The sequence below is a fragment of the Paractinoplanes pyxinae genome (assembly GCF_026626335.1).
GTDB classification, from domain to species: domain Bacteria; phylum Actinomycetota; class Actinomycetes; order Mycobacteriales; family Micromonosporaceae; genus Actinoplanes; species Actinoplanes pyxinae.
The window spans coordinates 56,180-81,561 of sequence record NZ_JAPNTZ010000020.1; the positions used below are offsets into that span (position 1 = coordinate 56,180).

The window sequence follows — 25,382 nt, forward strand, 5'->3', positions numbered from 1 at the left end:
ACTCCAGCCGGGATCCGGCGGTAGTGAGGAACGACCAGAGGGGTTGACGTGTTCGCGGGCTGGGGATCGTGGGTCGCCCGCTTCCGGTGGCCGGTGCTGTCCGTCGCGCTCGTCGCGGTGATCAGCGCGGGCGTCTGGGGGCTCGGGGTTTTCGGCCAGCTCACCGAGGGCGGCTACAACGACCCGGACAGCGAGTCGGCCCAAGCTACGGAGGCCGTCCAGAAGGCGTTCGGCGCCCAGGGCGGCGACCTCGTGGTCATCTACACGCCGACCAAGGTCAAGATCACCGACGTCCCGCTCGGCAAGCGCGTCCGCGACAAGCTGACCGCGCTGCCCAAGTCGGCCGTGAAGGGCAGCACCTCGTACTTCTCGACCCGGTCACCGCAGTTCGTGTCGAAGGACAAAACGAGCGCGGTCGCCCTCGTCACCCTGGTCGGCGCCGACGACGGGGCCAAGCTCGAGTCGTACCGCGACGTCAAAGACAAGTTCGCCGTCGAGGGCGCCACGGTGCAGCTCGCGGGCGGCGTGGTGCTGGCCGACACGACCTCCACCCTCTCGACCGAAGACCTGGCCAAGGCCGAGATCATCTCGCTGCCGGTCGTGCTGATTCTGCTGCTGTTCCTGTTCGGCTCGCTCGTCGCCGCCTCGCTGCCGGTGCTCGTGGGCGGGGCCGCCGTCCTCGGCTCGCTCGGCATCCTGCACGCCATCGCCGGGGTGCACGAGGTCAACTCGTTCGCCGTCAACGTGGCCAGCCTGCTCGGCCTGGGCATGGCCATCGACTACGGCCTGTTCATGGTCGGCCGCTTCCGCGAGGAACAGTCGGCCGGTCGCACCCCGGCCGAGGCCGTGCGACGGACGGTCGCCACCGCCGGGCGTACGGTCGTCTTCTCGGCCACCCTGCTGATGACCGCGCTCGCCGGGTTGCTGCTGTTCCCGCAGGGCTTTCTCAAATCCTTGGCGTACGGCGGTCTGGCCGCAGTGGGTCTGGCCGCGCTCCTGTCGCTGACGTTGCTGCCGGCCCTGCTCGCGATCCTCGGTCCGCGCGTCGACAAACTGCCGATCAAACTGCCCGGACGGGGTAAGGGTGGCGCTTTCTGGGGCCGGCTGGCAGCCGCGGTGCTGCGCCGGCCGGTCGTGGTGGCGCTGCCCATCCTGGCCGGCCTGATCGTGCTGGCGGCGCCCATCGCCGGCGTGCGGTTCGGCGAGGCCGACGAGCGCACCCTGCCCCCGGGCAACTCGGCCCGGCAGGCCATCGAAACCCTCAAGGCCGACTTCCCGCAGTTCAGCGGGAACGGCATGCCGATCGTGCTGCGCGGGCAGGCCGACACGTCGGCGTTCGCGGTGACCCTGCGCCAGATCCCCGGCATCGCCCAGATCAGCCCGGCCCAGCGCGCGGGCGGCATCACCGTCTTCAACGCGACGCTGCGCGCCTCCGACCCGTTCAGCAGCGAGGCGCGCGACGTCGTCGACCAGATCCGGTCGCTGGCCGTCCCCAACGGCGCCGAACTGCTGGTCGGCGGCACGACGGCCCGCAACGTGGACAGCCTGGCGGCCACCGCGGCCAAGCTGCCGTGGATGGTCGCGATGCTGGTCGGGGCCACGCTGATCCTGATGTTCTTCGCGTTCGGCTCGATCCTGCTGCCGATCAAGGCGGTGGTGATGAGCGCGCTCAGCCTCAGCGCCACCTTCGGCATCCTGGTCTGGATCTTCCAGGACGGGCACGGGGCGTCCTGGCTGAACGTGACGCCGGCCCCGCTCGAGGCGGGCATCGTCGTGCTGATGGCGGCCGTGGTGTTCGGCCTGTCGACCGACTACGAGGTGTTCCTGCTCTCCCGGATGGTCGAGGCACGAGCCCACGGGGCGTCGACGAACGAGGCAGTGACGGCCGGCCTGGCCCGCACCGGCAAGGTGATCAGCGCGGCGGCGCTGCTGCTGATCGTGGTGACCGGGGCGTTCGCGCTGTCCTCGGTGACCACCATGCGGTTCGTCGGCGTCGGCATGATCGTGGCGCTGCTGCTGGACGCCACGGTCGTCCGGATGCTGCTGGTGCCGGCCGTGCTCGGGCTGCTGGGGAACGCGTCGTGGTGGGCGCCGGGGCCGCTGAAGCGGCTGCAGGAGAGGGCCGGGCTGTCGGAGCACGCGGGCGAGGAAACGCCGGCGCTGCCGTCGGGGCGGCACGCGGCGGGTGAGGTGACGGCGGTTCTGGCGTTGCCGCCCGGCCCGGCCAAGTACTCGGCGTGGGACCGGGAGGCGGCGGGCGTCATGCTGCTGCCGCCGGACATGATGCCGCGGGCCCTGCCGGCCGGTTCCGAGGCGGCCACCGAGATCATCCCGAAGATCACCGACGAGACGCCGGCGCCGGATGCCGCTTCCGGGTCCGCATCGGCTTCCGGCTCCGCCGCCGTTCCTGGTTCGGCCGCTGCCTCGCTGGACGACGACATCGTCGACGCCGAGATCATCGAGGACGACGAGCCGGAATCGCCCGCCAAGAATGACAAATCGGACGAGGACCACGTCGACGCGGAGATCGTCGACGAGCCGGCCGACCCCGCGGCCGCCCCTCCGGCGGACGGCGCCGACTCGCCGGGTGACGAATCGGCCTCGGCCTCGGCGGATGATTCCGTCGAGGCCTCGCCGGCCGCCGCTTCGCCAGATGACGAAGCTGCCGCCGCGGCCACGCCGATCGATCGCGACGCCACGTCCCCGGTCACCGACGAGTCGAGCAACCCGGCGGATGCCGACGCAACGGGTGCGGACTCAGCCGCTGCCGGCACCAAGGACGCCCACTCCACGGATACCGACTCGGTGGACGCCCGCTCCGAGGACGCCGACTCTATGGACGCCCTGTCCGAGCAAGCCGACTCCGCGGATGCCGATTCCACGAGTGCTCACTCCGCGGAAAACGACTCCGACTCCCTGACTGCTCATTCCACGGATGACGACTTCACGGACGCGGACTCCTTGGACGCTCCTGCCACGGATGGCCGCTCTGAGGATGTTGACTCCCTGGACGCTCCTTCCGCGGACGCCCGCTCCGAGGATGTCGACTCCCTGGACGCTCCTTCCGCGGACGCCCGCTCCGAGGATGTCGACTCCCTGGACGCTCCTTCCGCGGACGCCCGCTCCAGGGATGTCGACTCCCTGGACGCTCCTTCCGCGGACGCCCGCTCCGAGGATGTCGACTCCCTGGACGCTCCTTCCGCGGACGCCCGCTCCAGGGATGTCGCCTCCGCAGATGCTCACTTCACGGACGCCGGCTCCCAGGACGCCGGCTCGTTGGCAGCCCACTCTGCGAACACCCGATCCGGGGACGCGGGCGCCCATGATGTTGACTCGCCGCCAGCCCACCCCGGGGACGCCGATTCGCTGAACGCCCACTCCCGGGATAGCGACTCCACCGGCGCCGACTCCGTGGACGCTCACTCCGCGGCTGCCCACTCCAGTGGTGTCGGCTCCGCGGACGCTCCATCCATCAACGATGGCCCCCAGGACACCGACTCCACGGACGCGGACTCCGAGGATGTCCGCTCCTGGGATGCCGACCCGGTTGCCGGCTCGCGGAGCGGGGCTGCCGTCGAGGAGCCGGTCGCGGCCGAGGCTGAGTCGCCCGTTGCTTCGCCAGAGGTCGTAGCTGAGCCCGATGCCGCGTCGCCCGATGAGCGCCGGGCCGACTCGCGGGATGCCGAGCCGACGGGCGCTGACGACACGGTTGCCGAGGCGTCGGTCGTCGAGGAAGAGGTGGTCGAGGGCGAGACCGTCTTCGACGAGCCCTACGTTCCCTCGTACCTGCCCGAGCCGTACTACCCGATGCCGGGCGTCTACCGCTCGGAGGCCCGGGCGACCGAACCCGACTACTCGGCGCCCGACGACTTCTTCTTCGGGCCTTCGTCGGCGGGAACGTTCGCCAGTTCGCTCGAGCTGCCGTCCACGACGGAGTCGACGGTCCCGTACTTCGGCGACCGCCCCGACTTCGAGAGCACCCGCAACCTCGCGGAGTTCGCCACTCCCCGCCGCTTCGACGCGCCCGACGACGACCCCCCGCTCTTCGAGGCCCCGAACCGCCAGGTGGCGCGCACCTTCGAGGCTCCCGACCCGGCGACCTCGGGAAGCATCGTCCTCCCGGACCTGGACCCGCCCGCAACCGACCGGCCGGCCCCTACACCGGAAAGTGTCGATTCGCCCGACAGCGCACCCGACCCGGCAGCTGCGACTCCGAGCGCGTTCGACTCGCCTTTCACCACGCCCGAGGCGACGGCGGACACCTTCGCTTCGCCCAGCAGCACGCCCGATCCCACACCCGCGACGCCGCGAACCTTCGACCCGTCTCTCACCACGCCCGCCGCGACGGCGGCAACACCGGACACCCTCGCTTCGCCCGGCAGCGCGTCCGGCCCGGCCGGCGACGACGCCGACCTGCCGGTCTTCGATGCTGACCGGCCCGTCGCGGACGCTGACGCCGAGTCCGCAGGCCGTTTCTCCGCATCGGCCACCCCGCAGGCGCGCGCCGAAGAGGCCGACCCGGAGCTCGACGTCACGCGGAGCTTCGACGCGCCGGACCTGGACGCCACCCGCCGGCTGCAGGTGCCCGGGCTCGAATCCACCCGCCAGCTTCCGGCCGACGCGATCGAACGCGCCCGCCGCCTCGGCTCCCCTGCCTCGAAGCCCGAGCCGGAGGCCGGCGCTCAGCCGAAGCCCACGGCTTCCGAGGCCGAACGGCCCGCGGAAAGTTCGCCTCCGCGCTCGGTGCCGGTCGTTCCCGGCGCCGGCACGGACCCGCTGCCCAAGCGGCCCACCACGTCCGAGACGTTCGCCGAGCCCCTGCCGCGACGCGTGCCGTCGCAGCGGTCGACGCCGTCCGTCGCCGAGCCGTCGCGCTCCTCCCTGGCCGAGCCACTGCCCCAGCGGCCCTTGCTGCCCCCGGCAGCCCAGCCGCTGCCGCCGCGCTCGCCCCTGTCCGACACCGCTCGCCCGTCCGCGACCGACCCGCTCCCCCAGCGCTCACCCTTCGCGAGCCCAACTCCCACCGAGCCGCTACCCCAGCGGTCGCCCTTCGCGAGCCCGGCTCCCACCGATTCGCTGCCCCAACGGTCGCCCTTCGCGAGCCCGACCCCCACCGAGCCGCTACCCCAGCGGACGCCCGCCGCGGACCCTTCCCGCCCTGATCCGCTTCCGCGGCGAGCGCAGGGCGCAGACCCCTCCCCGACGTTGCCCCAGCGCTCGCCCGCCGCGGATCCCTTCCGTAGCAGTCCACTTCCGCAGCGATCGGCCAACGCGGACCCGGCCCAGGGGTCGCCCGCCGAGCCACCCGCTCAGCGCTCCCCCTACGCCAGGCCTTCGGTCGCGGACTCATTCCCGCGGCGGCTGCCCGACCCGGCCCCCGCCGAGCCACCCGCTCAGCGGACGCCCTTCGCGGGGCCGACCCCAGCCGAGCCACCCGCTCAGCGGACGCCCTTCCCGGAGCCGACCACCGCTGGACCGAGCACGGACCTGGGCAACTTGTTCGCCGGCGGCCGCACCGCGGAGCCGGACGAGTTCGCGGATCCGACTCCGCTGCGGCGACCCGCGACGCTCGGCGACCGCCCTTACTCGTTCCGACCCGGCCAGGACACCGCTGAGCCGACGGCCACGCCTCAGCCGACCGCAGAGTCCGCCCCACCGGCGTACGCGGCGCAATCGACCCCGCGCCGGCCCGCCGACCTCGGCGACCATCTGCGCGAGACCCGCCCGGCCGACCTGGGCGACCACCTGCGCGAGTCGCGGCCGGCCGACCTGGCCCAGTACAGCACCCGCACCCGCCGCGCGACCTCGGAGAAGCCGGACGAGCCGAAGCCCGCCCGGCGCCCGGCCACCCTGGCCGACCAACTGCCCAAGCCCCGCCGTAAGGCTGACGGCGACCAGCCCTCGAGCTGAGGGGTCAGCGGAAGACGAGGCCGCCGCCGACCTCGAGCACCTGGCCGGTCAGCGCGCCCGAACCCTCCGAGACGAGCAGCCGCACGGTGGCGACCAGGTCCTCGGGGACCAGGGCGCGCGGCACCGCCTGGGTGGCCAGCAGCGGAGCGTGCGCCTCGGCGTCCCGGCCGGCGGCCAGCTCGGCCTCGCCCTCGGTGCGGATGGCGCCCGGCGACAGCGCGTTGACGGTGATGCCGGCCGGTCCCAGCGCGCGAGCCAGCGACCGGGTCAAGCCGATCAGGGCGGCCTTGCTCGACACGTACGCGGGACCGGACGGGCCACCCATGCGCACGGTCGGCGAGACGACGTTGACGATGCGGCCCCAGCCCCGCTCGGCCATCCCGGGGCTGAGAGACTGGGCGAGCAGCATCGGCGCCGTGACGTTGACCGCGAACGTCTGCTGCCACTCGGTCAGCGGCAGCTCGTCGAACGCCACATTGGACGCCTTGGCCGCGTTATTGACCAGCACGTCGATCGGGCCGGCGCGCTCGGCCAGGCCGCGCACGGCGCCGGCGTCGGCCAGGTCCGCGTCGAGCAGGGTGGCCTCCGCGCCCAGGTCGCGGCAGAGTCGGGCGACGTTCTCGGCTTCCTCGTCGGCGTCCAGGTGATGCAGCCACAGATGGTGTCCCGGCCGGGCCAGGCCGACGGCCAGGGCCGCCCCGATGCCGCGCCGAGCGCCCGTGATCAGAATCCGCCGCCCCATGCCGTTCACCTTAAGCCGATCAACCTCGGAAAAGACCAGGTGAACATCGATGTGTTGAACGCCGCCGGCCGAAAGGGGCGTGGCCGAGCGGCCCGCTGGCGCTGGGTCGCTCGGCCACGCCTGTCTTCATGGTGCCCCGCCGCGGCGGTCATCGCACTGCGCCGAGGACAGGTGTCGGTCAGCTGCGCTCGGCCAACGCGGCCGTCGCGGACGTGGGAACGGGCGCGGGCTGGGTGGGAGCGGGGCGGGTCGAGAGCCAGCAACCCGCGGCGACCAGGGCGAAGCCGGCGAGCGTGCTCACTCCGAAGTGCTCGTCGAGCAAGGCCACGCCCAGCAGCACGGCGACCACGGGGTTCACGTAGGTGACCAGCCCGGCGCGGGTCGAGCCGACCTGGGCGATGAGCTGGTAGAAGGCGAGCAGGGCGAGCGCGGTGCAGAAGAGGCCGAGCACCGCCAGCGACGCCCACGCCTCCATGCGTACGGGATCGGTCGGCAAAGCGAACAGCGTGAACGGCAGCAAAGCCAGCGCGGTGATGCCGGTGGTGGCGCCGACCAGCGACTCGGTGGGCACGTCGGCCAGGCGGCGCTGGACGAGCATCGTGGCCACGGCGTAGCTGATCGCCGCGACCAGCACCATGCCGGCGCCGAGCAGGCCGAGGCGGCCACCGGAGAGGTCCAGGCCGACCAGCAGGGCCACCCCGCCGAAGCCGAGAACCAGGCCGGCCACGCGGATCGGGGTGAGCCGCTCGGTGCGGGCCATGAGCAGGGCGATGGCGACCGGTTCGACCGCGATGAGCAGGCCGGTCAGCGACGAGCTGATGTGCGTTTCGCCGTACGTGATGAGCAGGAACGGCCCGAGGATGTGCACGAAGGCCAGGACGACGACCGGGCCCATGCGACCGCGCAGCCGGGCCAGCGAACCACGCGCGGCGGCGATCGGCAGCAGCACGAGCGCGGCGATCGCGACCCGGCCGAACACCACGAGCAGCGGCGACAGGTCCTCGATGGCAATCTTGATCAGGAAGTACGGGATGCCCCAGAGCACCGAGACCACGAGGAAGAGAAACCAGGCGCGTCGATTCACACCTCGACCCTGCTCCCGTACGGTAGTAAGCGGTAGTACCGACTTGCTGAAGCCGTAATTAGGTGAGCTTATGATCGACGTACGCCGGGTGGCCGTGCTCCGCGAGGTGGCGCGGCTCGGCAGCTTCAATCAGGCCGCGACGTCGCTGCGCCTCACGCCGTCGGCCGTGTCGCAGCAGATCGCCGCGCTGGAACGCGAGCTCGGCGCGGCCGTCGTGCTGCGCAGCACGCGCGGGGTCGAGCTCACCGGGGCCGGCCGGGTGCTGGTCGAGGCGGGTGAGGCGATCGCGGCCGAGCTGGCCCACGCCGAGCGCGAGATCGCCCGCCTGGGCACGGCCGACAGCCTGACCGTGGCCACCTTCACCAGCGGCGGCCAGGGCCTGCTGCCGGCCGCTCTGACCCGGTTCGCCGCCGAGCGTCCCGGTGTCGAGTTCACCGTCATGGAGAACGAACCCGAGGATGCGCTGCCGCTGGTGCGCTCGGGCGCCGCCGACCTCGCGCTCGTCTATCACTTCGACGAACTTCCCCCCGTACGTCCGGGGGACCGCTCCGGTCTGGCCTATGCCCCGCTGCTGGACGACCCGATGTGGATCGTGATGCCCGCCGCGCATCCGCTGGCCCGGCGCGAGTCCGTCACGATCGCCGAACTGGCCGACGAGCGCTGGGTGCACGGCTGCCTGCAGATCGTCGACATGCTCGACCACTACGCGGCGCTGGCCGGTTTCGAGATCCGCACGGCCTGCCGCGGCACCGACTACATCTTCGCCCAGTCGCTGGTGCGGGCCGAGGTCGGCATCAGCATGATCCCGCAGGTCGCGCTGACCGCCGGCGCCCAGCCGGGCCTGGCCGCCGTACCTCTGGCCCCGCCCTGCCCGTGCCGCTACATCGGCATCGTCACTCCCCGCCGCCGCCCCAACCCGTTGACCGACGCCCTGGTCCGGGCGCTGCACGATACGGTGGCCGCACTGCCGATCCCGGCTTGAAACCCGCATTCAGTACAGTTCTCGGGTCGGAATTTGCTTGTAAGGGATGGTCAGTAGGCATGACGGGCGAACCTCAGACGGCCGCCATCGATCCGCAGCGGCTGGCGCTCTGCCTGTCCGTGATCGCCGAGGCGGAGGCGTTGCCGGCCGAGCACCCGGACGCGGTCGCCGTCCGCCGGGCCACCGCCGGGCTGTTCAAGACCGTGAAGCTTAAGCGCCGGCGGGAGCGTCGCGACGCGATCCTGGCCGCCGACCGCGCGGTCACCGAGGCCACGGCCACCGGCGCCCCGGGCCGGATCGACGACGAGACGGCGGGCATCCCGCTGCGGTCCTCGGTCATTTCCGGTACGGCGGGAGTGCTGCGCCAGGCGCGCGGCTGCTACGTCTGCAAGCAGCGCTTCACCCAGGTCGACGCGTTCTACCACCAGCTCTGCCCCGACTGTGCCGTGCTCAACCACGAGCGCCGCGACGCCCGCACCGACCTCACCGGCCGCCGGGCGCTGCTGACCGGCGGGCGCGCCAAGATCGGCATGTACATCGCGCTGCGGCTGCTGCGCGACGGCGCCGACCTGACGATCACCACGCGCTTCCCGCACGACGCTGTGCGCCGCTTCTCGGCCATGCCCGACAGCGCCGAGTGGCTGCACCGGCTCCGGGTCGTCGGTCTCGACCTGCGTGACCCAGCCCAGGTGGTCGGCCTGGCCGATTCGGTGGCCGCGCGCGGCCACCTCGACATCCTGGTCAACAACGCGGCCCAGACGGTGCGTCGCTCTCCGGGTTCGTACGCGGCCATCGCCGCCGCCGAGGCCGAGCCCCTACCCGACGGCCCCCTGCCCGAGCTGGAGTATTTCGGCACGGCAGGCGCCTCACCGGCTGCGGCGCTGACGTCGGGCGCCCCCGTGCTGACCCCGCAGCAGATCACCGAGATGGCGCTGACCGCCCGCTCGGTCGCGATCGACGCCGGCGGCCTGGTGCCCGACACGGCGCCCACCAACAGCTGGAGCGACCGGGTGCACGAGGTCGACCCGCTGGAGCTGCTCGAGGTGCAGCTGTGCAACGTCACCGCGCCGTTCGTGCTGGTCAGCCGCTTGCGTACGGCGATGACGCGCTCGCCCCACCCGAGGCGCTACGTCGTGAACGTGTCAGCCATGGAAGGCATCTTCGCTCGTGGGTACAAGGGCGCCGGGCACCCGCACACCAACATGGCCAAGGCCGCGCTGAACATGCTGACCCGCACCAGCGCCGTCGACATGTTCGCCGACGGCATCCTGATGACCAGCGTCGACACCGGCTGGATCACCGACGAGCGCCCCCACCCGACGAAGATGCGGCTGCACGAGGAGGGCTTCCACGCCCCGCTCGATCTGGTCGACGGCGCGGCCCGCGTGTACGACCCGATCGTGCGCGGCGAGAAGGGCGAGGACCTGTACGGCGTCTTCCTGAAGGACTACGCCCCGGTCGACTGGTAGCCGGCGGTCGAGCCACGGCTTTGCCGGGCCGCGGCTCGACCCCGAGCCCTTGAGTACTCAGGTGCGGTCGGTGCCGCCGTCGCCCGGGCCGCCGTTGCCGTGCTTGCGGCCGCCACCGTCGCCGTGCCCACGACCACCGTCACCCTGACCACGGCCGCCGTCGGTGGTGCCGTTGCCCGCGCCCGCCGCCCCGCCGCCGGAGGCCGAGCCGCCACCCGAGGCGGAGCCGCCAGCGCCGGTGCCAGTGCCTGAGCCGCTGCCAGTGCCGGTGCCGGTGCCGCTGCCAGTTCCAGTGCCCGAGCCGCTACCAGTCCCCGAGCCGCTGCCGGTACCGGTGCCCGAGCCGCTGCCAGTACCGGTGCCAGTACCGGCGCCCGCCCCGGTGCCGGTGCCACTACCCGAGCCCGAACCGGTGCCGGTGCCACTACCCGAGCCCGAACCGGTGCCGGTGCCGCTACCCGAGCCCGAACCGGTGCCGGTGCCACTACCCGAGCCCGAGCCCGAGCCCGTGCCGGTGCCGCTACCCGAGCCGGTGCCGGTGCCAGATCCGTTGCCGTTGCCGCCGCGGTTGTCGTCGCGCCCGCCGCGGTTGCCATCCTGGCCGCCACGGTTGTCATCCCGGCCGCCGCGGTTGCCATCCTGGCCGCCACGGTTGTCATCCCGGCCGCCGCGGTTGTCGTCCTGCCCGCCGCGGTTGTCGTCCTGCCCGCCACGGTTGTCATCCCGGCCACCGCGGTTGTCGTCGCGGCCACCACGGTTGTCATCGCGGCCACCGCGGTTGTCGTCGCGGTCGCCGAAGCGGTCGTCGCGGTCGCGGAACGGGAAGCGGTCGCCGTGGTGCCGGTTGCCGTGACCGAAGCGGTCCCAGCTGACCTCGAGGGCGAAGGTGCGCCGGCCCACGCGGTCGCAGTCGAAGTCGTCCCAGCGCCCGAGGCGCTCCCCGATCCGGCCGGCAATGACGCAGTCGCGGTAGTTCCGGAAGTACCGGACGACGCGGTCGCGGTCGGCCCCCTGCGAGGCCGACGCCGTCTTGGAGACGCCCGCGTCCGTCCCGGTCGCCGCCATGGCCGGGCCGGCACCCATGGTGACACCGGCGACAACACCAAGACTGGAAACGGAAAGCATCCGGGCAATACGGTTCATTTCACACCTTCTCCTGAGCAAACGCCATGTCGGGAGAAGAAGATCATCCGCACGTTGCGTGACCCCGATATTGCCCAGCGTTTACCCCGTTCGGGCGGAAAGGCCGTCTATGGGGGTAAACCAACCAGCCAAGCCGCCCGACTACTCGTCCGGCAGGGCCAGATATGCGGGCCGCAAAACCTCAACGATCGGCCGCCCGTCCTCGGCCAACGGCGGCGGATCCAGCTGGTCGAGCAGCGCATCCGGCCTGCTCACAGCCCCCGGCCGCCCACCAACGGGCACGGCCGCCGGCACCGCACTCCCCCAGAACTCGTCCGCCTCGCCAAGCTCTTCCCCCAGCGCCGACCCCGAACCCGCGCCCGCGGCCCAGCCAGCGTCGGCAGCCGCGCCCGCAGCCCAGCCAGCGTCGGCGCCCGCGCCCGCGGCCCCGCCAGCGTCGGCGCCCGCGCCCGCCGCCGAGCCAGCCCCCGCAGTCGAGCCGGCCCCCGCAGTCGAATCCGCCGCGGTGGCACCTGCCCCTAACCGATCGCCGATGCCGGACGTGCGGCTCCCACCGCCGGCCCCGGACGAGATGGCCGCGACCGCCTTGGCATTGCGCAGCTCCCGCAGATGAACCAGTAACTCGTCCCGCCCGCGCCCCCGCCACGCGAAAGCACCGAACGGATCCTCCTGAAAGCTGCGCGCCACCGCGTAACAGGTAGCCGCCAGATGCACGCACGGCATGGGCCACCGCTCGCACGAGCAGTCCATGGCCACCTCGTCCAGCGACAACGGCACCAGGCTGAGCCCCGCCCCGGCGAAGACGTCAGCGATCCCGTCGGGCATCCGCCCGCCCAGCAGCGAGGCCGCGTACCGGGCCTCCCCCGCCATCGTCTCTTCCAGGGCCGCCCACTCCGAGGCGCCGAAGGCCCGCACCGCGATCCGCGACCGGAACGCCCGCGGATCGTCCGGCCCTCGCACCTGCGCCACGACCAGGCTGCTCGAGATCGTCAGGCTGCGCACGTGCCCCGACCGCTCGTCGCGCCGCCCGCGCGCGAACGTCGGCCCCATCCGCAGCGACTCGAACGTCCCCAGAAACGCGACAGCGAGCCGATCGTCAGTCATGAGGCGACCCCGCGGAGCACGACCCGGAAAGTGCAGGAGAGTCAGTCAACGATGGCCTCCGGGGCGAGCGTGAGCAGGTCGCGGATCTCGGTGGTGGACAACGCCGTGAGCCACCCCTCCCCGTTGCCGACCACCCGAGCGGCCAGCACGCCCTTGTCGGCCAGCAGCCGGTCGATCCTCTCCTCGAGCGTTCCCAGGCACACCAGCGTGTGCACCTGCACGTCTCGCTGCTGCCCGAGGCGGAACGCGCGGTCGGTGGCCTGTTCCTCGGTGGCCGGGTTCCACCACCGGTCGACGTGCACCACGTGGTTGGCCGCCGTCAGATTCAGCCCGGTGCCGCCGGCCTTCAGCGAGAGCACGAAGATGCCCGGCCGCTCGTCGGCCTGGAACTCGGCCACCATCGCGTCGCGTTCCTTCCGCGACGTGCCGCCGTGCAGGTAACGCACCGGCACCCCGAACCGGGCGGCCAGGTGCGGCGTCAGCATCGACCCGAAGCGCGCGAACTGCGTGAAGCACAGCGCGCTCTCGCCCTGGGCCAGCGCCCCGTCCAGGATCTCTTCCAGGCGTTCCAGCTTGCCCGAGCGCCCGGGCAGCGGCGAGCCGTCGCCCAGCAGCAGGGCCGGGTGCACGCAGGCCTGTTTGAGCTTGGTCATGGCGGCCAGCACGATGCCCTTGTTCCACCGGTCGGTGCTCTCGTCGAGCCGGTTGGTCATCTCGTCGAGGATCGCGCGGTAGAGCGTGCTCTGCTCGCCGGTCAGCCCGCACAGGTGCCGCACGTGCCGCTTGTCGGGCAGGTCGTTGATCACGATGGGGTCGGACTTGGTGCGCCGCAGCATGAACGGCCGGGTGGCCTGCCGCAGCCGGGCGGCCGCCTCTTCGTCGGCGAACCGCTCGATCGGCACCGCGAACCGGGCCCGGAACGTATGGGCCGAGGCGAGCACGCCCGGGTTCAGATAGTCGAGGATCGACCACAGCTCGGCCAGGCGGTTCTCGACGGGTGTGCCGGTCAGCGCGATGCGCATGCGGGCCGGGAACCGCCGGATGGCCCGGGCCGCCGTACCGGCGCTGTTCTTGACCTGCTGCGCCTCGTCGAGCACCACGCGATCCCAGTCGACCGTGGCCAGTTGGTCGGCGTCGCGCACGGCCGTGGCATAGGTGGTCAACACGAGGTCGGCGTCGGTGAACGAGGCGGGCCGCGAGGAGCCGTGCAGGACGACGACCCGCAGCGAGGGCGCGAACCGGGCCGTCTCACGCTGCCAGTTGCCGAGCACGGACAGCGGGCAGATCAGCAGCGCCGGCCCGTTCCGCCGGTGCAGCAGCAGCGCCAGCAGCTGGATCGTCTTGCCCAGCCCCATGTCGTCGGCCAGGCAGGCGCCCAGCCCGAGCGAGTCGAGGAAGGCCAGCCACGAGAAACCCCGCAGCTGGTAGGGGCGCAGCGAGCCCTGCAGCCCGGGCGGCGGATCGAGCAGTTCCAGCCGCTGTTCGAGCTCACCCGAGAGCAGATCGGCCGCCCAGCCCTCGCCGCTGGTGGCCGTGACCGGCAGCGGCAGTTCCTCCGGCGGAAGCAGCTTGATCGTCTGCAGCGCGCGACCGGCGGTCATCGAGCCGCCGCCGCGGGCGAGGAAGCGCAGGCCGGCGTCGAGGCGGTCGGCGTCGAGATAGACCCAGCGCCCCCGAAGACGTACGAGGGGGACCTTGGCCTTCGCGAGGTCGGTGAGCTCGTCGGTGGTGAGCACCTGGCCGCCCAGCGCGAGGTGCCAGTCGTAGTCGACCATGTGGGCCAGGTCGGCCGCCTGGTCGCGCAGCACGGCCGGCACCGCGTCGCGCGGGCGCAGGTTGAGGCCGAGCCCCAGGCCGGGCCGGTCGCGCCACCAGGCCGGCAGCAGCACGCCATAACCGGCCTCTTCGAGCGCGGCGGCGTGGGTGAGGAACCGGTGGGCCTCTTCGGTGTCGAGCACCATGTCGACCGGGTGCGGCCGGCGCAGCGCGGACTCGAGATCGGGATAGAGCCGGGCCGCCCGGCCGAGCCCGCCCAGCAGGCGTTCCTGCGGATGGCTGGTCCAGCGGCGCAGCGGGGCGTAGCGGTCGCGCCAGACGTCGGCCGCGCTCACCATCGCGCTGGGCTCGTCGACCGCCTGCAGCAGGAACTCGAGCAGCCACAGGTCGCGGGCGGGGGCGGCGGCCGGATGCGGGTCGACCGCGTCGGGCTCCTCGAAGCCGGGCTCGTCGATATGGCTGAGCCGGAAGCAGAGCCGCACGGCCGCACCCGTCGTGGCACCGGTGTGCCAGGCGTCGAGGCGCTCGGTCAACTCGTCGACCAGAGCCGGGGCAGCGGTGAAGGACGGCTCGCCGGTGAGCGCGGCCAGCCAGCCGTGGCCCAGCCGCACGCCCGACTCGGCCAGCCGGGTGCGGACCAGCCCGTCGACCAGCCGGTCGAGGGCGGCGGCCAGCGCGTCCGGGGCGGGCAGGCCGGCCACGTCGCCGGGCCGGGCCCGCTCGGCCCGGGCCGCCGCGGGCAGGCGGCGCAGCAGGTCGTCGCGGTGGACGGCGTCGAAGCCGGTGACCACGGGCCGCCATCGCGCGATCGGCCCGTCCGGGTGGACCGCCGGCAGCACGCGACCGCGCCGGACGAGATCGGCTGCGAACTCGCACAGCTCGATCAGCCACTCGACCGAGCGGCCGAGCCGCCCGTCGAACTCGCCCACCACCTCGTCGTCGAGGAACGGCACGGTCACGGCCGGCACCGGCCACGCCCGTAGCTTGGGCGTGCCGCGCCGGGGCGGCAGCCCGAGCTGCGGCGACGGCAGCGGCCCGGCGCTCGTCGAGGGCAGCACGAGCGTGGCCGGCGGTCGCGGGTCGCCCAGCGGCAGCTCAGCCGCCGGCACGGCGAAAGGATGGCCGGGTGAACCGGACGGGCCGCCCTCGCCCCACAGGTTGATCGACCCGTCGCGCCCCACGAACCCGTGAAGCACGCGGACGTCGACCGCCACCACCGAGGTCATCGCGCCGACCACTCGATCGCGGGCGGCCGCACCCGGGCGCTCACCGGCCCGCCCAGTTCATCGGTGAGCCCGAGCGAACCGGCCAGCAGGAGCCCGTTGTGAGCCGCCCGCAACACCGCGGTCGGCACGTCGCCGAACATCAGCTTGGCCCGCCGGAACATCTCGAACCCCGAGTCGCCGACGTTGCCCCAGCTCAGGTACAGGAAGCGAGCCCCCGGACGCCCGTGGACCCACGGCCCGCCGACGTCGAGCAGCTCGTCGACCTCGCGCGAGGTGATCTCGAAATCCCACGCGGCCGCCAGGGCCCACGCCGGCACCAGGTCGACCACCTCGCGCTGCCGTTGCACCCCGACGTGCACGTTGGCCAGGCGCAGGGCATCGGCCTGCGCCCCGCCCCGCTGGGCCGGCAGGTCGTGCCCTTCGATCCGGATCCGCACGTGAAAGACCCTAGCCCGGGGGTCCGACAAGAACGCCCAGGAGAAGCCTTCAGTCCGATCAAGGGGTGGTGGCCGGGGTGGTCGGAAGGGCTACGAGGGCGCGTTGTCGCGGATCCAGGCGTCGGTCAACCCACCGAAGTGGGCCAGGAACTTCTCGTGCTCGTGCACGGGATAGGTGGCCCGGACGGTCTCGCGCAGGAGCGACCGGTACTCGTCGGAGCTCACCCACTCGTACACGATCTCGTCGACGTTGCCGAGGTAGCGGGCGCAGAAGTCGGCGTACTTGTCGGCCTCGAAATAGTCGTCCGCGAGCCGGCGATAGGCGGCCAGCTTCTCGGCGTACGAAAGGGAAGGGTCGTCGCCGATCGCGAAGTAGGCCGCCGTGTCGGTGTCCAGGCGCGGCTTGCGGCCGGTCACCACGCAGTAGACCGTCCAGCGCAGCAGCGCCGCCATCGCCCACGGGAAGTAGTAGTGCAGCGAGGTGATCGCCACGTCGGGGCAGGCGTTGGCGTAGTCGATGGGGTGCACGTCGTCGCCGCGCACCAGCGACTCGCACGAGTTGAACTCCCACCGGAAGAACGCGTTGACCAGCCGCGAGATGGTCACCACCTCGTCGCCCTGGGCCGCCGTGAGGAAGCCGTGCTCGACCTCGTAGCGGGAGTGCATGGGCTGCTCGGGGCGGAACTTCATGACCATCGTCTCGGGCCCGATCGACAGGGAGCGGGCGAAGACGTCGTACCCCTCGACCGAGGCCTGCAGGTGCATCAGCCGCTCGCCGGAGGCGTCGTAGGCGGAGTGCAGCTCGTCCGCGTTGCGGATCTTCGAGACGCCGACCCAGGCGCCGCCGTCGTAGGGCTTCATGTACATCGGATAGCCCACCTGGGCCGCTGTCGCGTCCAGATCAAACGGTTGGTTGTATCGGGCCGCCGTGTACGCGTACCGGCTGTTGTCGAGAGGATTCTTGTACGGCACCAGCACTGTTTCGGGCACCTTGAGCCCCAGCCGCATCATCGCGCAGTACGCCGCGTGCTTCTCCATCGACTGGAACGTGAACGGGCTGTTGAGCAGGTACACGTCGTCCATCAGCGCGATCTTCTTGAGCCACTCGCGGGGGTGGTAGTACCAGTAGGCGAGGCGGTCGATGACCAGGTCGTGGCGGGGCTTGTAGCGCAGGTTGAACGGCTCGATGGTGACCCGCACCGACGACGTGCGGTGCGACTTGCCGTCCGGCCCGCCGACCACCCCGAGCCGCCGCAGCAGCGCCTCGTACGCCCGTGGCCAGTCGTCTTCCATGCCCAGCAAGAGTCCGATGGTGTGCTCGACGTCGACCACGGGTGCCTCCCCAAGGATCAATTACGGCCATACTTTCCGGAGCAGTGAGGTCAGGTGGGGGTCGAAGGCGTCGCGCCACGCCGGCCAGTCGTGACCACCCTCGATCTGGGCGAACGTCACCGGAATGCCCTGCGCGCGCAGGGCTTCGGCCATGCTCCGGTTGTTCGCCAGGTTCTCCTCGAGCCTGCCGCAAGTCATCGTCACCGGCACTTCGGGACCGTCCGGGCTGCGCAGCACCCGGCCCGTCCACCGCACGATCGGCAGGTAGCGCTGGAACCCCGACTCCTGCTTGTCGAAGCGGGGCTGGAAGAAGCTGCCCGACTGCAGGAACAGCCCGGCGAACATCTCGGGGTGGCGGCGCTGGCAGTGCAGCATCGCGAGGGCGCCCAGGCTGGCGCCCAGGCCGACGACCGGCCGGCCGGACGCGAGGAGCTCGGCCAGTTGCGGCAGGATTTCCTGTCCCAGGCCGCGTGCGTACGCCGGGAGGGCCGCATACCACTCGTTCCGGTCCCCAGCCGGAAGAAGCACCAGGTGACAGGGCTCGATGCGGCCGCCGTTGATCGACGCGGCCACGTAGCGGGCCAGGTCGGCGTGCTTGTCGTAGTCGGGCCCGTCGTGGGCGACCAGCACGTGGCCGGTGGACTCGGCCGGCGACCACACGCGGGCGGTCAGCGTGGCGCGCAGGTTCTTCGAGGGCAGGTCGAGCGACGACCACGTGCCGGTGGCCGCGGGCAGACTCCACCAGTCGGGGTCACGCCGCAGAGAGACCCGTTCCATGAACGCACTCTAAGGGCCGCGCGGGCCGGGCGCGCGGCTTGTGAGCCGATGAGATTCAGGGGGTGTAGGTCTGCGACGACGACGGTTCCGGCGGCAGGCCGAACATCTCGGTCAGGCCGGTCACGCGCAGTTGCCGGTGCACGAACTCGCTCGGGTTGCGCAGCACGAACCGGGTGCCGACCTCGCGGGCCACGTTGTAGCCGCTGACCAGCGTGCCGATGCCCTGCGAATCCATGAACGTGACGTACGTGAGGTCGACGATCAGGGTCACCGGGCGTTCCCGCTGCACGGTGCCGATCAGCGTTTCGCGCAGGGCGCCCACGGTGGCCGCGTCGAGGCTGCCGCGCACGTCGACGACGAGCGCACCGTCCGCCTGGCGCCGCGTCGTCATCACCGCCTCGCCCATCACCGAACCTCCGTACCATCGGCCCCGTTCGTCGCCACCGTACCCCGCAATTCGCCCTACCCGCAGGCTGCCGCCTGTTTCCGGGATGTCACCGGACAACCTGTGCGCACACCTCCGGACGCTCAGCACTTGCGCGATGACCATCTGTATGCCCAAAGTCACATAGGCGTGAGCCGATGGCGGGAGGGGTGGGCATGGCGACAACATCAGGGCGGCCGGGCATCTTCGCGGTGCGCGACGTCCGGTCCCTCATCACCGAGACAGCGGAAGAGGGACACGGCCTCAAGAAGGCGGTCGGCGCGACGCAGCTGACCGCGATGGGCGTCGGCGCGATCATCGGCACCGGCATCTTCGTGGTGATCGGCGAGGGGGCCGGCATCGCCGGGCCCGCGGTCATCCTGTCCTTCGTGCTGGCCGCCGTGGCCTGCACGTTCTCGGCACTGTCGTACGCGGAGCTGGCCTCGTCCATCCCGGTGTCCGGCAGCGCCTACACCTACACGTACGCCACGCTGGGCGAACTCGTCGCCTGGATCATCGGGTGGGACCTGATCCTCGAGTACGGGGTGTCGGTGGCCGCCATCGCGGTCGGCTGGGGCGGCAACCTCAACGCCTTCCTGGACGCCGCGTTCGGGGTGGCACTGCCGGACGCGATCGCCAAGTCGCCCGAGGACGGCGGCATCTTCAACCTGCCGGCCGTCTTCGTGGTTCTGGCCATCACGTTCCTGCTGATCCGCGGGGTCACCGAGAGCGCCCGGGTCAACCTGGTCATGGTCGTCATCAAGCTGGCCGTGCTGCTGTTCTTCATCGTCGTGGCGTTCGCCAACTTCGGCACCGGCAACTTCCAGCCGTTCGCCCCCGAGGGCGTGGACGGGGTGACGGCGGCAGCCGCGGTGATCTTCTTCGCGTACATCGGCTTCGACGCCGTCTCGACCGGCAGCGAGGAGGCCAAGCGGCCCGAGCGCGACCTGCCGCTGGCCATCATCGGCTCGCTGATCATCTGCACGATCTTCTACGTGGCCACGGCGACCGGCGCGCTCGGCATCGCCTCGCCCCAGCAGATGGAGGGCAGCGACGCTCCCCTGGCGGCCGCGCTCGACCAGGGCGCCGGCATCAGCTGGGCGGCGGCGGTCCTGGCGCTGGGCGCGGTGGTCGCCATCACGAGCGTCGTGCTGGTCATCATGTACGGCCAGACCCGCATCTTCTTCGCCATGTGCCGCGACGGCCTGCTCCCCCAGCGCCTGGCCCAGGTCAACCAGCGCTACGGCACCCCGGCCCGGCTGACCCTGGTGCTCGGCGTGCTGATCGCGATCCTGGCCGCGCTGGTGCCGCTGAGCGAGATCGTCAAGCTGGTCAACATCGGCACGCTGTTCGCGTTCGTGCTGGTCAACATCGGCGTGATCGTGCTGCGGCGCACCCGGCCCGAGATGCCTCGCCCCTACCGCGTGCCGTGGTCGCCGGTGCTGCCGCTGCTCGGCATCGCGTTCGCCATCTATCTGATGACCGACCTGCCCTGGGACACCTGGGTGCGGTTCGTCGTCTGGCTGGCGATCGGCATGATCATTTATTGGCTGTACGGCTACAAGAACTCGCGTCTGCGGCGTGAGCAGTCGTCGACCCCGAACTGGGCCCGCGAGCACGACCCGCAGCGGCCCGAGGACGGTGACCCGTCATGACCGACTGCACCGAGCGGCACCCAGCGCAACAACCCGACGGCCTCGTCGGCGAGGGCCAGGAGGGCATGACAAAGGAGGCCCAGCCATGACCGGCCCGGTGATCGTCGGCGTCGACGGCGGCCCCACCTCGCCCGACGCCCTGGAACTGAGCCGGTGGTTCGCCGAGGCGACGGCGGCCCCGCTGATCGTGGCCGTCGTGCACCCGGCGCCGGCCGCGCTCGGCTCGGGCCGGGTCGACGCCGAGTGGGTGGCCGACCGCCATCGGGCGGCGGAACGCGTACTGGAAGGCGCCCGCAAGGATTTGGAAGGCGCGACCGGCGACATCGAGTACCGCATGGTCGCGTCCTCGTCGTCGTCGCACGGCCTGCACGACCTGGCCGAGCAGACCGGCGCCTCGATGATCGTCATCGGCTCGGGCCGGCAGGCAGCAAAAGAGCGACTGCTGGCCGGCAGTACGGCGGAAAGACTGCTCGCCGGCAGCGTCTGCCCCGTTGCCATCGCCCCGGCCGGCCTGCCGATCCCGCCCGGCGCCCGCCGCACCATCGGGGTGGCCTACGTGGACACCCCCGACGGCCGGGCCGCCCTGACCGCCGCGGCCGAGGTGGCCAGACGCACCGGCGCGACGCTGCGCCTCTACACCGTGGTGGCCGAGGGCGACGCGAGCCTGCCCTTCCTGATCGGCGACGACGTCGAGCGCGCCTTCCTCGACACGGCCCGCGAGACGTACGAGCTGTCGCTGCGCAAGGCGGCCGAGTCGGTCCCCGGCGTGACCGCCGAATGGCAGGTGATCGCGGGCAACGTGGTCGACGCCCTGGCCGACCTGACCGAGGTCGACGTCCTCTACTGCGGCTCCCGCGGCTACGGCCCCACCCGCCGCGTCCTCCTCGGCGGCGTCTCCACCCGCCTGGTCCGCCGCGCCTGCCGCCCCCTGGTCGTGGTGCCGCGAAGTTAGTCGGCGCGGTGGCGGCCGGCGGCGGCGTCTGCGGCTACGGCGGCGTCTGCGGCTACGGCCGCGGTCGCCTCCTCGGCGGCTCGTTGGTCCCAGGGGGAGATGGACGAGCGGGAGGAGTCGGCGCTCAGGTCCTGGATGGGGACGTAGACGCGGGCGTCGACCGACTCGGCCAGCATCAGGGCGGCCACCATGGCGGTGGGGCGCTCCTGCGGGTCCCGGTTGAGGCAGCGGGACACGAGGTCTTCCACCTCGGGCGGCATGCCGTCCAGTTCGGGCAGCGGGTCGGGGTCGAGGTAGCGCTGGGCGTGCACCAGCTCGGTCGGTGACTCGGCCCGCCACGGCAGGCGGCCGGTGATGCACTGGTGCAGCACGGTGCCCAGGGCGAACATGTCGCTGGCGGGGGTCGGCGGGTGGTTCTCGAAGAGCTCCGGCGCCACGTACGCGGGGGTGCCCATCACCGGCATGGTCGGGTCGGGGTCGGGCACGCCGGCCGCGGCCGCGATGCCGAAGTCGAGCACCTTGGCGCCGGACGGGGTGAGCATCACGTTGGCCGGCTTGATGTCGCGGTGCACCACCTCGTGGGCGTGCGCGGCGGCCAGCGCAGCCGCCACCTCGGCGCAGATCCGCACGCCGATGCGCCAGTCCATCGGGCCGGCGGCCAGGTGGGCGCTGAGTGTCTGGCCCTCGACCAGCTCCATCACGATGTACGGGACCTCGTGGGCCGACGGGTCGGGCCGGGAGGTGCCGAAGTCGTGCACGCCGGCCACGTTGGGGTGGGCCAGACGCGCCGCCGAGCGGGCCTCCGACCGTACGAGATCGACCCCGGCCACCTCGCCCAGCGTGCCCGACACCGCGGGCGCCATGATCTTGACGGCGACCGGGCGGTCGAGCACGCGATCGTGCCCGCGCCACACCTCCGACATGCCGCCGATCCCGATGCGCCGCACGAGCTGGTAGCGCCCGCCGAGCGTCCGCATGTACCGACCCCTCCCTGAAATCTTCGCATCGCGGTACCCCTCGATCACGCGGCAGAAACTCGTGAGGAGCCGATACAGTCCCGAGCGTGACCCGCTACGGACCCATGTTCGGCCCCGACTACACGTTCCTCGGGGTGCCCGCCTGCGACTGGCAGGACCCGCCCACGTACGCCGACGCCGATGTCGTGATCCTCGGCGCCCCGTTCGACGGCGGCACCTCGCACCGGCCCGGCGCCCGGTTCGGACCGCAGGTCATCCGGGGTACGGACTACCTTCCGGCCGACGCCTCGCGGCCGCACATGGCGATGCGGGTGGATGCGCTCAGCGGCGACCTGACCGTCAAGGACGCCGGCGACCTCGAGGTGTTCAGCGGCGAGATCCAGCGCAGCTGCGACACCATCGAGGACGCCGTAGCCTTCGTCACAGCCCACGGCGCGATCCCGCTGATCCTGGGCGGCGACCACACCATCACCTGGCCCGACGTGGCCGGCGTGGCCCGCCACCACGGCGCCGGCAACATCTCGGTCATCCACTTCGACGCGCACGCCGACACCGGCGACATCGAGTTCGGCTCGCTCTACGGCCACGGTCAGCCGATGCGCCGGCTGATCGAGTCGGGCGCGGTCCGCGGCGACCGGTTCCTGCAGCTGGGCTTACGCGGCTACTGGCCCGGGCCGGAGACGCTGGACTGGATGGCCGACCAGGGCATGAACTCGTTCCACATGAGCGAGATCGTCGACCGCGGCCTCGACGCCGTGCTCGACCAGGCCTTCACGATCGCGCTCGACGGCTGTGACGGGGTCTTCCTCTCGGTCGACATCGACGTCTGCGATCCCGGTCACGCCCCGGGCACCGGCACGCCCGAGCCGGGCGGCTTCACCGCCCGCCAGCTGCTCGACAGCGTCTCGCGGATCTGCCACGAGCTGCCGGTGGTCGGCATGGACATCGTCGAGGTGTCGCCGCCGTTCGACCACGCCGAGATCACCGCGATGCTGGGCAACCGGGTGGTGCTCGAGGCGCTGTCCGGGATGGCCCGCCGGCGCAAGGACGGGGACGGGCCGCGCTGGAACCGCGCTACTCCGCTGCTCGAGGGCCGGGGCACCCCGCCGCCGGTGTGACCAGCGTGACCCTGTCGTAAACCTACCGGAGTTGTAGGGTTGGATCCGGCCGTCACCAAGATCAACTGCGGCCGGAAGGACCCACCATGAGCTCGGACGAGCACGAAGCCTGGCGCGAGAGCCGGCGCCGCAAGGTCACCGCCCCCACGGGCAACCTGGCGCTGATCGAGACGCGCTGGGGCGCCGACGACCCCGCGGCCGCTCTGGTCGGCCAACCGGCCACGGTCACCGCTTCCACGCTCGAGCGCGTCGACCTGCTCAGCGGCTTGAAGCAGTCAGGCGTACGGCTGTGGGACTCCAAGTCGCCGGCCATCCAGCACTTCGACGGCATCGACGCGTACCCGTACGACCCGGCCTGGGTCTTCGAGGCGCGCTGGACCGACGCGCCCGACGGCGAGCGCCGGGTGCCGTTCGAGCACGCCCGCGACGAGGGCCGCACCCGCGACCTGCCCGTGCCGGGCGACCTGCACGTGACGATCGCCGGGCGGGACTACACGCTGCACGCGTTCGACGACGACGGCACGCTGCTGCTGGTCTTCGGCGACCCGACGAACGGCCGCGACACGTACGGGGCCGGACGTTTTCTTTTCCCCGAGCGGGAACCCGGCACGGATCGGGTGCGGCTCGACTTCAACCGCGCGTTCGTGCCGCCGTGCGGGTTCTCGGCGGCCTTCAACTGTCCGATGCCGCCGCCGCAGAACCGCATCGCGACGCCGGTCGAGGCCGGCGAAAAGCTTCCGATCTTCACTGACGACTTCGTTGTTTAAGGACATATCGTGAAAAGACTGCTTCTGGCGGCCACTGCCTTCGGCCTGGCCGGAGTGCTCGCGGCCTGCGGTGGCGGCTCGTCCTCCGGCGGTGACGGCGGCGGCGCGGCCGCGACCATCCAGGTCGGGTCGGTCTACGAGCCGCAGAACCTCGACAACACGGCCGGCGGCGGCCAGGGCGTCACCGAGGCGCTGAACGGCAACGTCTACGAGGGCCTGTTCAAACTGACCGACACCGGCACGGTCGAGCCGCTGCTGGCCCAGGAGCAGAAGGTCTCGGACGACGGCCTCACCTACACCTTCACGCTGCGGCCGGACGTCAAGTTCCACTCGGGTAAGACGCTGACTTCGGCCGACGTCAAGGCCAGCATCGAGCGGGTCACCGCCGAGAACTCGAAGTCGGCCCGCAAGAGCAACCTGGCCGTGGTGCAGACGATCACCACGCCGGACGAGTCGACGGTAGTGGTCAAGCTCAAGCAGCGCTCGATCTCGTTCGTCTACAACCTCTCGTACGTGTGGGTGGTCAACGCCGACGCCAAGGAGCTCACCACCAGCGAGGATGGCACCGGCCCGTACAAGCTGGGCGAATGGAAGCGCGGTTCGACGCTGTCGCTGACGAAGTTCGACGGCTACTGGGGCACGGCGGCCAAGAACGCCGGCGTGGTGTTCCACTACTACGCCGACGCCACTGCGCTCAACAATGCGCTGCTGACCAATGCCGTCGATGTGGTCACGAGCGAACAGAGCCCCGATGCACTGGCGCAGTTCGACAACAACACCTCGTACAAGGTCAATAACGGCAAGTCGACCACGAAGCTTCTCCTCGCCTTCAACGACAAGGTCGCGCCGTTCAACAAGGTCGAGGTGCGGCAGGCGATCAGCTCGGCCATCGACGACAAGAAGCTGCTGACCTCGATCTGGGGCGACTACGGCACGCCGATCGGCTCGATGGTGCCGCCCAGCGACCCCTGGTACGAGGACCTGACCTCGGTCAACGCGTACGACCCGGCGGTGGCCAAGCAGAAGCTGGCCGCGGCCGGTCTGCCCAACGGCTTCACGTTCACGCTGGACACCCCGAACTACGACCCGCACCCCACCGCGGCCACCTTCATCAAGTCGGAGCTGGCCAAGGTCGGCGTCACGGTGAACATCAACACGATCACCGCCGACGAGTGGTACACGAAGGTCTATCAGAAGCGGGACTTCCAGGCGACGATGCAGGAGCACGTCAACGACCGCGACGTCGTCTGGTACGGCGACCCGGACTTCTACTGGGGTTACAGCAACCCGCAGGTCACGAAGGACATCAACGCGGCCGAGCAGGCCAGGACCACCGACGAGCAGACCGCCCTGCTCAAGAAGGCCAACCAGACGATCGCCGAGGAGGCGGCCAGCGACTGGCTCTACCTCTACCCGCAGATCGTCGTGGCCTCCTCGAAGCTGTCCGGCTACCCGGTCAACGGCCTGAACGCCCAGTTCTTCGCGTACGACATCGTGAAGAGCTGAC

General features: G+C 71.6%; 18 protein-coding genes. 8 read left to right on the forward strand and 10 right to left on the reverse strand.

The window, feature by feature from the left end:
- Window positions 1–48: 48 nt before the first annotated feature.
- Window positions 49–5,910, forward strand: coding sequence for an MMPL family transporter (locus tag OWR29_RS41125; protein ID WP_267569021.1), 5,862 nt, complete (start codon window positions 49–51; stop codon window positions 5,908–5,910).
- 4 nt (window positions 5,911–5,914) lie between these two features.
- On the opposite strand, the gene OWR29_RS41130 is transcribed toward OWR29_RS41125, so the two are convergent.
- Entirely contained in the window at window positions 5,915–6,652 is a 738-nt protein-coding gene (locus OWR29_RS41130; RefSeq protein ID WP_267569022.1) for an SDR family NAD(P)-dependent oxidoreductase, read from the reverse strand.
- Between the two features lie 178 nt (window positions 6,653–6,830).
- Window positions 6,831–7,736 carry a DMT family transporter gene (locus tag OWR29_RS41135; protein ID WP_267569023.1) on the reverse strand — a complete coding sequence of 302 codons (906 nt, stop codon included), beginning with the start codon at window positions 7,734–7,736 and terminating at the stop codon, window positions 6,831–6,833.
- Window positions 7,737–7,806: 70 nt separating this feature from the next.
- Between OWR29_RS41135 and OWR29_RS41140 the strand changes: the two genes are divergently transcribed.
- Together OWR29_RS41140 and OWR29_RS41145 are read left to right on the forward strand one after the other, a co-directional pair.
- Window positions 7,807–8,718, forward strand: a complete 912-nt coding sequence (locus OWR29_RS41140; RefSeq protein ID WP_267569024.1) for a LysR family transcriptional regulator — start codon at window positions 7,807–7,809, stop codon at window positions 8,716–8,718.
- A 59-nt stretch (window positions 8,719–8,777) separates the two neighbouring features.
- The gene (locus OWR29_RS41145) at window positions 8,778–10,187 is read left to right on the forward strand and encodes an SDR family NAD(P)-dependent oxidoreductase (RefSeq protein ID WP_267569025.1); all 1,410 of its coding nucleotides are present in this window, start codon (window positions 8,778–8,780) and stop codon (window positions 10,185–10,187) included.
- 57 nt (window positions 10,188–10,244) lie between these two features.
- Here the strand turns inward: OWR29_RS41145 and OWR29_RS41150 are convergent, their stop codons facing one another.
- The 7 genes from OWR29_RS41150 to OWR29_RS41180 all read right to left on the reverse strand — a co-directional run bounded on the left by OWR29_RS41150 (window position 10,245) and on the right by OWR29_RS41180 (window position 18,388).
- A complete protein-coding gene (locus OWR29_RS41150; protein WP_267569026.1) occupies window positions 10,245–11,330 on the reverse strand; it encodes a hypothetical protein in 1,086 nt (361 codons plus the stop codon).
- A 141-nt stretch (window positions 11,331–11,471) separates the two neighbouring features.
- A complete protein-coding gene (locus tag OWR29_RS41155; protein WP_267569027.1) occupies window positions 11,472–12,434 on the reverse strand; it encodes an SWIM zinc finger family protein in 963 nt (320 codons plus the stop codon).
- Between the two features lie 41 nt (window positions 12,435–12,475).
- Complete coding sequence (locus OWR29_RS41160) at window positions 12,476–15,436, reverse strand: DEAD/DEAH box helicase (RefSeq protein ID WP_267569028.1); 2,961 nt, start codon at window positions 15,434–15,436, stop codon at window positions 12,476–12,478.
- On the reverse strand, window positions 15,433–15,873 hold the full coding sequence (locus OWR29_RS41165; RefSeq protein WP_267569029.1) for a DUF5990 family protein: 441 nt from the start codon (window positions 15,871–15,873) through the stop codon (window positions 15,433–15,435). The genes OWR29_RS41160 and OWR29_RS41165 overlap by 4 nt, the downstream gene beginning before the upstream one ends.
- Window positions 15,874–15,963: 90 nt before the next feature.
- The gene (locus OWR29_RS41170) at window positions 15,964–17,205 is read right to left on the reverse strand and encodes an ATP-grasp domain-containing protein (protein WP_267569030.1); all 1,242 of its coding nucleotides are present in this window, start codon (window positions 17,203–17,205) and stop codon (window positions 15,964–15,966) included.
- Between the two features lie 21 nt (window positions 17,206–17,226).
- Entirely contained in the window at window positions 17,227–17,982 is a 756-nt protein-coding gene (locus OWR29_RS41175) for an alpha/beta hydrolase (protein WP_267569031.1), read from the reverse strand.
- A 55-nt stretch (window positions 17,983–18,037) separates the two neighbouring features.
- Window positions 18,038–18,388, reverse strand: a complete 351-nt coding sequence (locus tag OWR29_RS41180) for an STAS domain-containing protein (protein WP_267569032.1) — start codon at window positions 18,386–18,388, stop codon at window positions 18,038–18,040.
- Window positions 18,389–18,582: 194 nt separating this feature from the next.
- Between OWR29_RS41180 and OWR29_RS41185 the strand changes: the two genes are divergently transcribed.
- On the forward strand, window positions 18,583–20,061 hold the full coding sequence (locus tag OWR29_RS41185; RefSeq protein ID WP_267569033.1) for an amino acid permease: 1,479 nt from the start codon (window positions 18,583–18,585) through the stop codon (window positions 20,059–20,061).
- Between the two features lie 85 nt (window positions 20,062–20,146).
- A complete protein-coding gene (locus tag OWR29_RS41190; RefSeq protein WP_267569034.1) occupies window positions 20,147–21,013 on the forward strand; it encodes a universal stress protein in 867 nt (288 codons plus the stop codon).
- On the opposite strand, the gene OWR29_RS41195 is transcribed toward OWR29_RS41190, so the two are convergent.
- Window positions 21,010–21,990, reverse strand: a complete 981-nt coding sequence (locus OWR29_RS41195; protein WP_267569035.1) for a serine/threonine-protein kinase — start codon at window positions 21,988–21,990, stop codon at window positions 21,010–21,012. The genes OWR29_RS41190 and OWR29_RS41195 overlap by 4 nt on opposite strands.
- A gap of 86 nt (window positions 21,991–22,076) precedes the next feature.
- Here OWR29_RS41195 and speB point away from each other — a divergent pair, with 86 nt between their 5' ends.
- The 3 genes from speB (at window position 22,077) to OWR29_RS41210 (ending at window position 25,381) form a co-directional block, all read left to right on the forward strand.
- The gene (gene speB / locus OWR29_RS41200) at window positions 22,077–23,108 is read left to right on the forward strand and encodes an agmatinase (protein WP_267569036.1); all 1,032 of its coding nucleotides are present in this window, start codon (window positions 22,077–22,079) and stop codon (window positions 23,106–23,108) included.
- A gap of 86 nt (window positions 23,109–23,194) precedes the next feature.
- Window positions 23,195–23,875, forward strand: coding sequence for a DUF1684 domain-containing protein (locus OWR29_RS41205; protein ID WP_267569037.1), 681 nt, complete (start codon window positions 23,195–23,197; stop codon window positions 23,873–23,875).
- Between the two features lie 9 nt (window positions 23,876–23,884).
- Window positions 23,885–25,381 carry an ABC transporter substrate-binding protein gene (locus tag OWR29_RS41210; RefSeq protein ID WP_267569038.1) on the forward strand — a complete coding sequence of 499 codons (1,497 nt, stop codon included), beginning with the start codon at window positions 23,885–23,887 and terminating at the stop codon, window positions 25,379–25,381.
- The last annotated feature ends 1 nt before the right edge of the window (window position 25,382 follow it).